Raw genomic sequence first — 14118 nt, 5'->3', positions numbered from 1 at the left:
TTATAGTTATGGAAACTTTTTTAGGGATTGATTATCCAACATTGTGGTATTTAGTAATAGGATTACTGTTCTCTGGTTATGCAATATTAGAAGGTTTTGATTTTGGCGCCGGTGCCTGGCATTTATTTTTCAGAAAAGATTTAAGCCGCAGAATTGCAATCAATGCAATTGCTCCCGTTTGGGATGCCAATCAGGTCTGGCTCATTATTGGAGGCGGTGCATTATTTGCTGGATTTCCTATAATGTATGCGGCTATGCTGTCAGCAATGTATGTTCCGTTTATGCTTTTTTTGATGCTAAATGTACTTCGTGCTGCTGCCATTAAATTTAGAAGTGTCGAAGAAATGACGTGGTGGAGAAAAAGCTGGGACATAATCTACAGTATTTCCAGCATATCGATTGCTTTCCTGCTGGGTGTTGTTTTAGCTAATATTTTACAGGGATTTGCATTGGGGCCTAATTTCAGTTACCAGGGCGGTGTGTTTTTTTCTTTTTTAAATCCATACGCCATAATGGTTGGTTTTACTACACTATCTATTTTTATGACACAGGGTGCTATTTATCTATTACTGAAAACTGAAGGCAGACTTCACGCCAGACTTACATTTTTACTAAAAAAAGGAATGATATTCTTCATCATCAGTTTTGGAATTACAACTCTTTATACTTTGATTTTTATTCCTGAAGTTACAGCTAATTTCAGGGCTAATCCTATTTATTTTATTGTTCCTGTAATATCATTTTTGGCTGTAGCCAATGTTCCTCGTCTGGTTTCAAAAAAACAATACATGAGGGCATTGATCTTTTCATCATTGACAATGGCTTTTTTACTGATTCTTGTTGCGCTGCAATTGTATCCGACGCTTTTAATTTCTACAATTGACCCAAAATTTAGCGTAACCATTTACAATGCTGCTTCTTCACAAAAATCTTTAGGGATAATGCTGACTATTGTTACCATTGGTGCACCGTTATTAGGGGCTTATTTTTTCTTTTTGTACAGAACATTCAACGGGAAAGTAAAACTAGATGACACCAGCTATTAAATTAAGCTTTAATTTCCAAAAAATGAAATACATATACTTATTACTTGCTATATTCAGCATCGTTTTACTTTGGTCAGTCATAAATCCAAAAGAAAGCTTTACCTGTTTCCTTGAAATTATTCCGGCGATAATTGGGATTACCATCTTGGCTTTAACTTTTAAAAAATTTCGTTTTACGAATTTTACTTATACTCTGATTTTAATTCATTGTATTATTCTCTTCATTGGCGGTCATTACACCTATGCTGAAGTTCCTTTTTTTGATTATATCAAAGAGGTATTTCATCAAAGCCGGAATAATTATGATAAAATTGGCCATTTTGCACAAGGTTTTGTACCTGCAATGATAATTCGGGAACTCTTTATTCGAAAAAAAGTTATTGCTAATCAAAGCTTTTTCAAATTCATAATTGTTTCCATTTGTGTGGCAATCAGTGCTGCTTATGAATGGATTGAGTGGTTTGTTTCAATTGCTTCTGGGGACGGCGGAGATGCTTTCTTGGGAACACAAGGATATGTTTGGGATACACAGTCGGATATGCTGTTTGCTGCAATTGGTGCTGTTACTGCTTTATTATCACTTTCTAAAACACAGGACAGACGGCTTATTACAATGTAACTTCTGTTCACAAAAAAAAAGCATCCTTATACTCTTTTATAACGGTGCTTTTTTTATAACCTCACTAAGTTTTACTGCATTTAACATTAATTCATTCCGATAATTTTTTTAGAATTAAATGAATTTATCAATACTGGTATTCTGTTGATTTTTTTAAAGTCTAAATCTCTAACTTCATTATTTTCTTTACTTTCAATAATTAGTTCTAATTCAGCTATTTCATCTTCCATTGTTCTTTCAACAAAAAGTGGACATCTCACATCCGATACCTTACTTTCTATTATTAAATCTGATTGTGCTATTATTTCTTTCATTGATGCTTCAAGAGCTAGAAATTCCGTTTCCTCTGTGTTAGAATTCTCTGTGATCTTATCTCCTTCTGCAATAATCTCTTTCACTGTTTTACGATTAAAAGCAATGACTGTTTCAGGATTAAAAACTTCTCCTTCATCCTTTAAAGAAGGTTTTGTTAATTGTGTATCATCATTTTGTTTTTCAATATCATTATCTGACAAAATGATATTTTGAAATAAACTGCTTGATTTATTAACTCTATTTTCTGCATTACAAATATTTGAAAATAAAACTAATGCTATTCCTGAAAGTAAAACTGATTTTTTCATGATTATATTTTTTTGATTGATTTAATTTAAATGAGACTCCATCAAGTATGAAGTCTCATTTTTATTTTTTATTATTTTTTTAAAAGCTGAATAGCCTCACTTGCATTTGATAATTCAGCATGTTTCAAAGCAGTGAATCCGTTTTCATCTTTTTCTTTAAGACGAGCACCTTTTTCCAATAAAATTTTGATAATTTCCACTTTATTGTAACGAGCTGCAAACATTAACGGAGTCATGCCATTTGATTTCTCATTTACATTTGCGCCATATTCAATAAACTTCTTCACAGATTCTACATCTCCTTTGCTTATAGCGATACAAAAAGGAGAAACTGTTATTTCATTAAATTCAACACTGTCTTTGAATACTGGAAATGAATTCAAATTTGAAGCCAAAGAAACACTTGAAAAAGCTACTAAAGCTACCCCTAAATAAACGATTGATTTTTTCATAATAATTGATTTTTGATTGATGATTATAATTAAACTTGGATCATATAATAATATCCTATGCAAATATATATCTTTTAAAAGGTATTATGTATTACAAAGTATTAAATATTAACATAAAATTAACACGTGAAACATTTCTATTGATAAAAAAACTGAAGAAATATCTTAATAGAACTATCATACAATTTAATTTTATTAAACCAAGTAATCAATAGACTTAATTTAAAAAGTAATGTTACTGCATTATTCATGAATTAACATTTATTTAATTTTTGGGCAAAAAAAAGAGGCTGTCCAAAAAGTAAGGACAGCCTTTTTTTTGCTGTTTTTAATCTAAAATAGTATCTTAGAGTTGCACAAAAAACGAGCAATGGCTAAAGTAATATTTAAATCGCAATCGATCAATACACCGGAACTTTTTCCGATAAATATTTTTGATAAAATTTCAGAAAACCATCCTGTCCGCTTAGTGGATAAGATTGTCAATTCATTGGATATAAGTCATATACTTAAAATATATAAAGGAGGAGGCACCTCGGCCTATCATCCCAGAATGATGCTTAAGGTTTTGTTTTACAGTTATTTAAGCAACACTTATTCCTGCCGAAAAATAGCAAAGGCACTTACTGAGAACATTCATTTTATGTTTATTTCAGGCAACTCAACTCCTGATTTTAGAACCATTAACGATTTTAGAGGAAAGATTTTAAAAGAAAACATCAAAGATTTATTTGCAGAAGTAGTCAAAATGCTTGTGGAAATGGGCTATGTCAGTCTGGATATCCAATACATCGATGGAACAAAAATTGAAGCCAAATCCAACAAATACACCTTTGTCTGGCGGGGTTCTATAGAGAAATACAAAGAAAAACTCGAAGTAAAAATCAACAGCATCTTATCCGATATCGAAAACAGTATTTTATCAGATAATCAAGAAGTCAACAAGGAAGAATTACCAAAAAAAATAAACTCGGAAGAGCTGAAAGAAAAATTATCAGAACTCAATAAAAAACTCAAAGAGCCCAACAAGAAGATAACCAAAGAGCTTCAAAAGCTTCAGGAAGAGCACCTGCCAAAGCTTGAAAAATACGAAAAAGATTTAGTGATTTTAGGCAATAGAAACTCCTACAGCAAAACAGATCCTGACGCTACCTTTATGAGAATGAAGGAAGACCATATGAAAAACGGACAGTTAAAACCTGCATACAATCCTCAGATTTCTACTGAAAATCAATTCATTACCAATGTAACCATTCATCAGACACCTAACGACACTACGACTTTAAAATCCCATCTGGAGGAATTTGAAAAAATGTATCAAAAACAAAGCAAAACAGTTGTAGCCGATGCTGGTTATGGAAGCGAAGAAAACTACGAAATGCTTGAAAATAAAGATATAACGGACCTATGTAAAGTATAATTATTTTCACAAAGAACAGAAGAAAAAAATGAAGGACAATCCGTTTCTTGTCCAGAATTTGTTCTACAATATACAGCAGGATTTTTATGTGTGTCCAATGGGACAAAGAATGGAAAACATTGGCAGTGGAAAACGGACATCGGCCAACGGATACGAATCACAAGTATCTTATTATCAAGTAAAAAGATGTCATGGATGTCCGCTAAGAGGTCTATGTCACCAAGCCAAAGGAAACAGGACAATAGAGATAAACCACCGCCTGAACCAATTAAGGGCTAAAGCCAAAGAGCTGCTCACAAGCGAAAAAGGACTCGAACACCGAAGCAAACGCCCAATAGAAGTTGAAGCAGTATTCGGACAGCTAAAAAACAACAATAAATTCAACCGGTTTACTTTCACAAGCATCGAAAAAGTGGAAATGGAATTTCTATTGATGGCTATCGGGCATAATTTTAGAAAAATGATAGCAAAGAACAATGATGCGTCGAAAACTCATCTAAAAATTTCCTTCAGAGTTCTAAATAGAGCCCTAAAAGACCATATTTACCTTTTAAATACTGTAACAGAATATTTTTTCATTAATCAACCAACCCAAAATCGATTCTTGAAATTTGCAGCATAAAAAAAGCTGTCCTTTTCGGACAGCCTCTTTATTGAAAACTTAAGTTTTATGCTTATTTAAATGATCTTACCATTTACTATTTCATCAACAATTTCGGGATTTAGTAAAGTTGTGGTATCACCAAAATTAGAATAATCGCCTTCAGCAATTTTTCTTAAAATTCTACGCATAATTTTTCCAGATCTTGTTTTTGGCAATCCAGTTACATATTGAATTTTATCTAATTTAGCAATTGGACCAATGTGATCAGCAATATGCTGGTTAATCTCTTTCGACAAGTTATCCCTGTCTCTGTATTCACCAGACTCTTTAAGAATAACATATCCATATAATGCATTTCCTTTAATATCGTGCGGGAATCCAACAATTGCTGATTCAGCAACAGCTGGATGCTCATTAATTGCATCTTCAATTGGTGCAGTACCTAAATTATGTCCTGAAACAATTACAACATCGTCAACACGTCCTGTAATTCTATAATATCCTACTTCGTCACGCAGAGCTCCGTCTCCTGTAAAATATTTACCTGGAAAAGTGGAAAAATAGGTATCTTTATATCTTTGATGATCTCCCCAAATAGTTCTTGCAATACCTGGCCACGGAAATTTAATACACAAACTGCCTACTACCTGATTACCTTCTATTTCATTGCGTTTGTCATCCATCAGCACTGGCTGAATTCCAGGTAACGGCAATGTAGCATAAGTAGGTTTTGTTGGGGTTGTAAATGCTAACGGAGCAATCATAATTCCGCCCGTTTCAGTCTGCCACCAAGTATCAACTACCGGACAGCGCTTCCCTCCTACGTGATCATTATACCAGTGCCATGCTTCCTCATTAATTGGTTCTCCAACTGAACCAATCACTTTTAATGATTTAAGCGGAAATCTTTGAACATAAGATAAATTTTCTTTTGCCAAAGCACGGATAGCTGTTGGTGCTGTATAAAATTGAGTTACTTTGTGTTTTTCAATTGTTTCCCAAAAACGGCTAAAATCCGGATAAGAAGGAATTCCTTCATAAATTACAGTTGTTGCACCATTCAATAATGGACCGTATAAAATATAGGAGTGACCTGTAATCCAGCCAATATCTGCAGTACACCAAAATATATCATTCTCTTCATAATTGAATACATTCTTAAAAGTATAAGCAGTATAAACCATATATCCTGCTGTAGTATGAACCATTCCTTTAGGTTTTCCAGTAGATCCTGATGTATACAATATAAACAAAGGATCTTCGGCATCCATAATTTCGGCAACACTATTGTTAATTGCATTATCAAGTAGCGGTGCTAACCATTGGTCACGACCAGCTTTCATCTGAATTTCTGCATTCGTTCTTTTAGCAACTAAAACAGAGGTAACGCTTGGACAATTCTGCAAAGCATCGTCAACAATTCCTTTCAGGTCTATGGTTTTATTCCCGCGGTATCCGCCATCAGATGTTATTACCATTTTGCATTGGCTGTCATTTATTCTTGAAGCAACTGCCGATGATGAGAAACCTGCAAAAATAACCGAATGTATAGCACCAATTCTAGCACAGGCTAAAACTGCTACTGCCAGTTCTGGTATCATTGGAAGATAAATACAAACACGGTCACCTTTCGTAATTCCCTGCTCTCTCAAAACGTTAGCCATTTTTGATACACGCTCGTAAAGCTCATTATAGCTTATGTGCAATGCTTCTTCAGAAGGATCATTTGGTTCAAAGATTATTGCCGTTTTATCACCTTTTTTTGCTAAGTGTCTATCAATACAGTTCTTAGTAATGTTAACTTTTGCATCAACAAACCATTTAACTTCGGCATCAGCCATATTAAAATCGACAACTTTGTCCCAGTATTGATACCATGTGAAGTTTTCTTCAGCTATTTTCCCCCAAAACTTTCGAGGCTCGCGTATCGATTTATTATAATGTTTAAAGTATTGTTCTAGACTATCAATTTTAAAATAACTCATCTTTTTAAATTTTTTATAAAAGTATTAAATCTCTTCGGTTTTAAAAACTATTAATTTGTAAAATACACTAAAAAAATAATAAAAAAACGCAGTTCTCCAAATTTTAATGTTTTTTTCATAACGTTTTAGATTTATTACCAAATTTAAAACAAGAAAAGGGCATATCTACAAAGTAAAATGCCCTTTTATTAACAATATTAAATAACAATTTTTTTCTTCTTTATTCAAAAACAAAAAAATCCAAAATAACTAGGATTACTTCACTTAACTTACAGCTCATTTGAAGTTAAGTGAATGTAACTATGCATAAATATCTTTCAATTGTCCAATAAGTGCTTACTAATTCAAAATATTTAAACCTTTATGATATTTTATGCAAATCCCAGCACACCCTCATGGTGTGGTAATCCCTAATTTATTATTTTTATTATACAATTTTTTTCATTGCAGTCATTGATTCTCTCAACCATGCTCCAACTTCTTCAACAGGGTGATTTCTGATAACTGCATTAATTTCAATTAACTCTTTATTATCAACTCCGTTATTTCCGTTATTAAAAGGACGCCCAACTAAATTGCTTGGTGCATTTTTCACGTACTCAGCGATTAATGGCTTACAAGCGTGATCAAATAAATAACAGCCGTACTCAGCAGTATCAGAAATAACGCGGTTCATTTCGAATAATTTCTTTCTTGCAATTGTATTAGCAATAAGCGGTGTTTCGTGTAATGACTCATAGTATGCAGACTCTTCGATAATACCTGAATCTGTCATTGCTTCAAAAGCTAATTCAACACCAGCTCTTACCATTGCAACCATTAATACTCCGTTATCAAAATATTCCTGCTCAGAAATTTCAACATTTCCAGCTGGAGTTTTTTCAAAATTAGTCTCTCCTGTTGCAGCTCTCCAAGTTAACAAATTAACATCATTGTTTGCCCAGTCTTCCATCATTGTTTTAGAGAAGTGACCTGAGATAATATCATCCATGTGTTTTCTGAATAATGGACGCATAATATCTTTTAATTCTTCAGAAACTTTATATGCTTCAATTTTTGCTGGATTAGACAATCTATCCATCATATTAGTAATACCACCGTATTTCAATGCTTCAGTAATAGTTTCCCATCCGTATTGGATTAATTTAGAAGCATATCCTGCGTCTACACCTTCAGCTACCATTTTGTCAAAACACAAGATAGAACCTGTTTGTAATAAACCGCAAAGAATAGTCTGCTCACCCATTAAATCTGATTTTACTTCAGCTACGAAAGAAGAACGCAATACACCTGCTCTGTTTCCTCCAGTTGCAACAGCATAAGCTTTTGCCTGATCTAAACCTAAACCATTAGGATCATTTTCTGGGTGAACCGCAATAAGAGTCGGTACACCAAAACCTCTTTTATATTCTTCACGAACCTCAGATCCAGGGCATTTTGGAGCACACATAATAACTGTTAAGTCTTTACGAATCTGCATCCCTTCTTCAACGATGTTGAAACCGTGAGAGTAAGCCAAAGTAGCTCCTTGTTTCATTAATGGCATTATTGCTGTAACTACAGCAGTGTGCTGTTTATCTGGCGTAAGGTTACAAACTAAATCAGCTGTTGGAATTAATTCTTCATAAGTTCCAACTTTGAATCCATTATCATTAGCATTTTTAAAAGAAGCTCTCTTTTCAGCAATAGCTTCTGCACGTAATGCATAAGAAATATCTAAACCTGAATCTCTCATGTTAAGACCTTGATTCAAACCTTGAGCTCCACAACCTACAATAACTACTTTTTTTCCTGCTAATGCATCTATTCCATTTGCAAATTCTGATTGATCCATGAATTCGCAAACTCCTAATTGTTCTAATTGTAATCTAAGTGGTAATGAATTGAAATAATTTGCCATTTTTTTTAATATTTAATGAATGTAAAATTTATAATTGAAAATTGTAATCTGCATTCCTCTTATCCAATTGCAGATTGATTTTATTTTTATTTAAATGCTTCCAGTATTGCTGAAATTTCCATTTTTTCTTTCGAAATAGATATTCTTCCTGAACGAACAAACTGCATGATTCCATAAGGTTTCAGTTTTGCGTATAATTCCTCAATTTCAGATCTTTTTCCAGATTTTGAAATCACAAAAAACTCTCTAGATACCGTAACAATTTCAGATTTACTGTCTTTTATGATATTCTGAATCTGTCTTTCGTCAAAAAGCAGACTAGACGCAATCTTGAAGATGGCGCTTTCCAAAAAGATAGTCTCTTCATCAACATGATAGAAAGCTTTAATAACCTCAATTTGTCTCTCTATTTGGCCTACGATGTTTTGTACCCACTTTTCAGTGGTATTTACAACTATCACAAATCTTGAAACATTTTCAATTTCAGATTCAGAAACATTAAGGCTTAATATATTTATATGGCGTTTCAAGAATATACCCGATATCCTGTTTAATAAGCCAACGTTATTTTCTGAGTAAACAGAAATGGTGAACATTTTATTTTCCATAATTTTTTAGCTTAATCTCATGTCAGAAACCGAAGCTCCTGTCGGAATCATTGGGAATACATTATTTTCTTTCTCTACCATAACTTCTAAGAAATAAGAGTCTTTTGAAGCCATCATTTCTGCAACGGCTGCATCCAAATCTTGTCTTTGAGTTACTTTTTTAGATTTAATATGATATCCTTCAGCGATGGCAATGAAATTTGGATTAATCATTTTAGTTGAAGCATAACGATTATCAAAAAACAATTCCTGCCATTGACGTACCATTCCTAAAAACTCATTGTTCAGCACTACTATTTTTACTGGAACCTGTGATTGAAAGATAGTTCCTAACTCCTGAATGTTCATTTGAAAACCGCCGTCTCCAATAATAGCTACAACTTCACGGTCTGGTCTTCCCATTTTGGCACCGATAGCGGCTGGCAAAGCAAACCCCATTGTTCCTAAACCTCCAGAAGTAACATTACTTTTGGTTGAATTGAATTTAGCATAACGGCAGGCAAACATTTGATGCTGACCAACATCTGAAACAATAATTGCATCACCTTTTGAATGCTTATTAATCATTTCCATGGTTTCGCCCATTGAAATTCCTTTTCCATTTGATGGAGAAAGTTCTTCTTTTATAACGGCATCTAATTCAATTTTGTATTTATCTTTGAACTCATTATGCCAAGAATCATGTACTTTCTTGTCAATTAATGGAATCAAAGCTGTCAATGCTTCTTTAACATCGCCCAAAACAGCAATATCTGTTTTTACGTTTTTATCCACTTCTGCAGGATCAATTTCGAAATGAATTACTTTGGCTTGTTTAGCATAAGTTGCCAAATTCCCTGTAACCCTGTCATCAAAACGCATACCTAAAGCAATCAGTACATCACATTCATTAGTCAAAAGATTTGGACCGTAATTACCGTGCATACCTACCATACCTACATTTAAGCGATGATCCGTAGGCAATGCTGAAAGGCCTAAAATAGTCCAAGCAGCAGGAATTCCAGATTTTTCTACTAATCTTTTCAATTGTTCTTCTGCCTGACTTAGTATAATCCCCTGACCAAAAATAATGTATGGCTTTTTGGCATTATTAATCAAATCTGCAGCATCTTGTACTTTTTTAAGATCTAATACAGGTTTTGGATGATAACTTCTAATTCCAGTACATTTTTCATAACTAAAATTTAATTCATCAAACTGGGCATTTTTAGTAATATCAATTAAAACTGGACCTGGACGGCCAGATTTAGCAATATAAAACGCCTTGGCAATAATTTCTGGAATTTCATGAGCTTCTGTAATCTGGTAATTCCATTTTGTTACCGGAGTTGAAATTCCGATAATGTCAGTTTCCTGAAAAGCATCAGAACCAAGCAAATGTTTTCCAACCTGCCCTGTAATACAAACTAAAGGTGTTGAATCGATTTGAGCATCTGCTATACCAGTTACTAAATTTGTTGCTCCTGGTCCTGAGGTAGCGATTGCAACCCCAACTTTACCTGTAGCTCTTGCAAAACCTTGTGCTGCGTGAGCTGCACCTTGTTCGTGACGCACCAAAACATGATGCAATTGATCTTGAAATTTATATAATTCATCATAAACCGGCATAATTGCTCCGCCCGGATATCCGTAAACCAAGTCTACACCTTCTGCCAATAAACATCTAATAACGGCTTCTGCCCCTGATATTTTATTATTTTCCATTTTATATTTTTTTAGCTTTTTGCAATTTCTGTTTGCTATAGCCTTTTTTGTCTCTGTTTTATTACCACCAAAGTGGATTTTTATTATTTATCGGTAACACATCCTGTTGATGCGCTTGACACAGATCTTGCATATTTTAAAAGAACACCTTTAGTTGCTTTTAAAGGTGGCTGCACCCAATTGGCACGTCTTTCTGCAAATTCTTCTTCACTAATTTTTAAATCGATGGTATTCTTAACTGCATCAATAGTAATTACATCACCATTTTTAACTAACGCAATTCCTCCGCCATCATAAGCCTCTGGTGTAACGTGACCAACCACGAATCCATGTGAACCTCCAGAGAATCTGCCATCTGTAATTAAAGCAACACTGCTGCCTAATCCGGCGCCAATAATGGCTGATGTAGGTTTTAGCATTTCAGGCATCCCTGGACCACCTTTTGGTCCACAATACCTAATGACGACTACATTACCTGGCTTTACTAATCCTTTTTCTATACCTGGAATCACTTCGAATTCACTTTCGAAAACGACAGCTGTACCTTCAAAATATTCTCCTTCTTTTCCGCTAATTTTAGCAACAGCACCTTCTTCTGCAAGATTACCGTATAAAACTTGGATATTTCCAGTAGATTTTAATGCTTTTTGAATTTCAAATACTACCTCTTGCCCATCTTGCAGATCAGGAACGTTAGCTAAGTTTTCAGTAATTGTTTTTCCAGTCACAGTTAAGCAATCGCCATGAATGAGACCAACTTTCAGTAAATATTTCATTACAGCTGGAACACCTCCTACAGCATGCAGATCCTCCATCATATATTTACCGCTTGGTTTCAAGTCAGCAAGTACAGGTGTTCTATCATTTATTGCCTGAAAATCATCTAATGTGATTTCAATATCTACTGAATGAGCCATAGCAATCAAATGCATAACCGCATTCGTTGAACCTCCAAGAACAGCAACTATTGTAATCGCATTTTCAAAAGCCTTACGAGTCATAATGTCTCTAGGCTTGATATCTTTTTCTAATAATATGCGTATTGCTTTTCCAGCATCATCACATTCTTTTCTTTTTTCTTCGCTTAAGGCAGGGTTTGACGAACTGTATGGCAGACTCATTCCCAAAGCTTCAATAGCTGAAGACATGGTATTAGCAGTATACATTCCGCCACAAGCACCAGGACCAGGACAGGAATTTTTAATCACTCCAGTAAAATCTTCGTCTGAAATTGTATTTTGGAACTTTTTTCCTAATGCCTCAAAAGCAGAAACAATATTTAAACTTTCTCCTTTCCACTTTCCAGAATGAATAGTACCTCCATAAACCATAAGAGCTGGGCGATTTACTCTTCCCATAGCAATTAAGGCACCAGGCATATTTTTGTCACAGCCAGGAATAGCAATCAAACTATCATACCATTGCGCTCCCATAACCGTTTCAATAGAATCGGCAATTACATCACGGGAAACCAATGAATAGCGCATTCCTTCAGTTCCATTTGAAATTCCATCACTTACACCTACAGTATTAAATATCAATCCAACAAGATCAGCATCCCAGACTCCTTTCTTTACATCTTTAGCCAAATCATTCAAGTGCATATTACAAGTATTTCCTTCATATCCCATACTTACAATTCCAACTTGTGCCTTTTTCAAATCCTCCTCAGTCAAGCCGATTCCGTACAGCATAGCCTGAGCCGCTGGCTGCGTTACATCTTGCGTAATTGTCTTGCTGTATTTATTTAATTCCATTCTGTATTAATTAGTGTATTTAATTTTTTATTTAAAAAAAAGCCTCCCAAATAATTTTGGGAGGCTTCACATATTTTTACATATATATCTATACCAATCCCTTTTCATATGTGATAATCACAATGACACTTAATACTAAAAGGACGTTGATAATGTGTTTCATTTTTGTTTTTTTGACTTTGCAAAAGTACAAAACAATTCCAAAATAAAAAACTTTTTTACCAACAAACTAACAGCAATTAGTGATAAAACGCAACCTTTTATGATTTTTATTAATTAAACGATAGTTGACTGTCCTATTTGAACATTATCATTTTTAAAATATAAATCATCTTTACTTAATATGACATTTGAAATAAAATCTCCAACATCATTAGTACCAAATCTTGAATCTGGATTCAGATCAATAGTAACTACTTTATATTCAATAGCTTTTTCAACAGCCTCGTAAACTTTTCTCGCTTCTTTCTGCAGACCAAAATGTTCCAACAGCATTGCAGCGGATAAAATTGAAGCAATCGGGTTAGCAATATTTTTCCCTTTTGCCTGCGGGTAAGAACCGTGTATTGGTTCAAAAAGAGCTTTGCTTTCTCCAACTGATGCAGATGCCATCAAACCTATAGATCCCATAATCGCACAAGCTTCATCTGATAATATATCACCAAATAAATTTTCTGTTAAGATTACGTCATATTGTTTAGGATCAGTAATAATCTGCATCGCAACATTATCAATGTACTGACATTCTAATTTTACATCCGGATACTGCTTAGCAATTTCTTTAACTAATTTTCTCCACAATCTAGATGTTTCCAGCACATTAGCCTTATCAACTAATGTTACTTTTTTTCTTCTGCCCTGAGCCGCTTTAAAAGCCTGGTGTGTAATGCGGTTAATTTCATTTTCTGAGTACTCACATATATCAGAAGCAAAAGTTCCTTCGTCATTTATGACTTTATCGCCATAATACGATCCACCCGTTAATTCTCTGTAAATCACAAAATCAACGTTTTCGATTACTTCTTTTTTTATTGGAGAAGCATCCAGAAGATTTTTAAACGGTCTTATAGGCCGAATATTTGCAAAAAGCCCCAATTCCTGTCTTAACTTCAATAATCCCTGCTCCGGACGTACTTTAGCTTCGGGATTGTTATCATATTTAGGATTTCCAATAGCACCGAACAATACCGCATCTGTGTTCAGACAAAGATTTAAAGTCTGCTCAGGCAAAGGATTTCTGGTCTTTTCTATAGCAACAGCGCCAATTAAAGCATCTTCAAAAATAAATTCATGATCATAGGCAACACTTATAGCATAAAGCGCTTTCTTAGCTTGTAAGATAACCTCTGGACCGACACCATCACCTGAAAGTACTGCTATTTTTAAGTTCATAATTATTT

10 protein-coding genes and 1 pseudogene are annotated in these 14118 nt (G+C 34.2%); 3 read left to right on the top strand and 8 right to left on the bottom strand.

Annotated features, from left to right (window positions below; all coding sequences use genetic code 11):
- Positions 1-8 precede the first annotated feature (8 nt).
- Together cydB and OZP07_RS10530 are read left to right on the top strand one after the other, a co-directional pair.
- The gene (gene cydB, locus OZP07_RS10535) at positions 9-1046 is read left to right on the top strand and encodes a cytochrome d ubiquinol oxidase subunit II (RefSeq protein ID WP_281638323.1); all 1038 of its coding nucleotides are present in this window, start codon (positions 9-11) and stop codon (positions 1044-1046) included.
- Positions 1047-1068: 22 nt separating this feature from the next.
- Complete coding sequence (locus OZP07_RS10530; RefSeq protein ID WP_281638322.1) at positions 1069-1665, top strand: DUF2238 domain-containing protein; 597 nt, start codon at positions 1069-1071, stop codon at positions 1663-1665.
- Between the two features lie 86 nt (positions 1666-1751).
- Here the strand turns inward: OZP07_RS10530 and OZP07_RS10525 are convergent, their stop codons facing one another.
- Both OZP07_RS10525 and OZP07_RS10520 read right to left on the bottom strand, forming a co-directional pair.
- Positions 1752-2288, bottom strand: a complete 537-nt coding sequence (locus OZP07_RS10525) for a hypothetical protein (RefSeq protein WP_281638321.1) — start codon at positions 2286-2288, stop codon at positions 1752-1754.
- 71 nt (positions 2289-2359) lie between these two features.
- Entirely contained in the window at positions 2360-2740 is a 381-nt protein-coding gene (locus OZP07_RS10520; protein ID WP_194643469.1) for an ankyrin repeat domain-containing protein, read from the bottom strand.
- A 370-nt stretch (positions 2741-3110) separates the two neighbouring features.
- On the opposite strand from OZP07_RS10520, the pseudogene OZP07_RS10515 reads away from it, so the two are divergent.
- A pseudogene (locus OZP07_RS10515) lies at positions 3111-4782 on the top strand (IS1182 family transposase).
- Between the two features lie 56 nt (positions 4783-4838).
- Here the strand turns inward: OZP07_RS10515 and acs are convergent.
- The 6 genes from acs to leuB all read right to left on the bottom strand — a co-directional run bounded on the left by acs (position 4839) and on the right by leuB (position 14110).
- The gene (gene acs / locus OZP07_RS10510; protein WP_194643467.1) at positions 4839-6749 is read right to left on the bottom strand and encodes an acetate--CoA ligase; all 1911 of its coding nucleotides are present in this window, start codon (positions 6747-6749) and stop codon (positions 4839-4841) included.
- A gap of 427 nt (positions 6750-7176) precedes the next feature.
- Positions 7177-8649, bottom strand: coding sequence for a ketol-acid reductoisomerase (gene ilvC, locus OZP07_RS10505; RefSeq protein WP_194643465.1), 1473 nt, complete (start codon positions 8647-8649; stop codon positions 7177-7179).
- Between the two features lie 86 nt (positions 8650-8735).
- Positions 8736-9257, bottom strand: coding sequence for an acetolactate synthase small subunit (gene ilvN, locus OZP07_RS10500; protein ID WP_194643463.1), 522 nt, complete (start codon positions 9255-9257; stop codon positions 8736-8738).
- Positions 9258-9263: 6 nt separating this feature from the next.
- Positions 9264-10961, bottom strand: a complete 1698-nt coding sequence (ilvB, locus tag OZP07_RS10495) for a biosynthetic-type acetolactate synthase large subunit (protein ID WP_281638320.1) — start codon at positions 10959-10961, stop codon at positions 9264-9266.
- An 83-nt stretch (positions 10962-11044) separates the two neighbouring features.
- Positions 11045-12718: a dihydroxy-acid dehydratase gene (gene ilvD, locus OZP07_RS10490; RefSeq protein ID WP_281638319.1), complete on the bottom strand. Its 1674-nt coding sequence runs from the start codon at positions 12716-12718 to the stop codon at positions 11045-11047.
- Between the two features lie 276 nt (positions 12719-12994).
- On the bottom strand, positions 12995-14110 hold the full coding sequence (gene leuB, locus OZP07_RS10485) for a 3-isopropylmalate dehydrogenase (protein WP_281638318.1): 1116 nt from the start codon (positions 14108-14110) through the stop codon (positions 12995-12997).
- Positions 14111-14118: the final 8 nt, after the last annotated feature.

The organism is Flavobacterium marginilacus (assembly GCF_026870155.1).
Classification (GTDB): domain Bacteria; phylum Bacteroidota; class Bacteroidia; order Flavobacteriales; family Flavobacteriaceae; genus Flavobacterium; species Flavobacterium marginilacus.
The sequence above is the reverse complement of the archived record's forward strand: the minus strand, read 5'-3'. Positions and strand labels throughout refer to the sequence as shown.

Bases quoted from the DNA above. Each gene is read 5' to 3' on its own strand.
- ilvB (WP_281638320.1), bottom strand. From the start codon at position 10,961: ATGGAAAATAATAAAATATCAGGGGCAGAAGCCGTTATTAGATGTTTA.
- ilvC (WP_194643465.1), bottom strand. From the start codon at position 8,649: ATGGCAAATTATTTCAATTCATTACCACTTAGATTACAATTAGAACAA.
- OZP07_RS10525 (WP_281638321.1), bottom strand. From the start codon at position 2,288: ATGAAAAAATCAGTTTTACTTTCAGGAATAGCATTAGTTTTATTTTCA.
- OZP07_RS10520 (WP_194643469.1), bottom strand. From the start codon at position 2,740: ATGAAAAAATCAATCGTTTATTTAGGGGTAGCTTTAGTAGCTTTTTCA.
- leuB (WP_281638318.1), bottom strand. From the start codon at position 14,110: ATGAACTTAAAAATAGCAGTACTTTCAGGTGATGGTGTCGGTCCAGAG.
- cydB (WP_281638323.1), top strand. From the start codon at position 9: ATGGAAACTTTTTTAGGGATTGATTATCCAACATTGTGGTATTTAGTA.
- ilvD (WP_281638319.1), bottom strand. From the start codon at position 12,718: ATGGAATTAAATAAATACAGCAAGACAATTACGCAAGATGTAACGCAG.
- ilvN (WP_194643463.1), bottom strand. From the start codon at position 9,257: ATGGAAAATAAAATGTTCACCATTTCTGTTTACTCAGAAAATAACGTT.
- acs (WP_194643467.1), bottom strand. From the start codon at position 6,749: ATGAGTTATTTTAAAATTGATAGTCTAGAACAATACTTTAAACATTAT.
- OZP07_RS10530 (WP_281638322.1), top strand. From the start codon at position 1,069: ATGAAATACATATACTTATTACTTGCTATATTCAGCATCGTTTTACTT.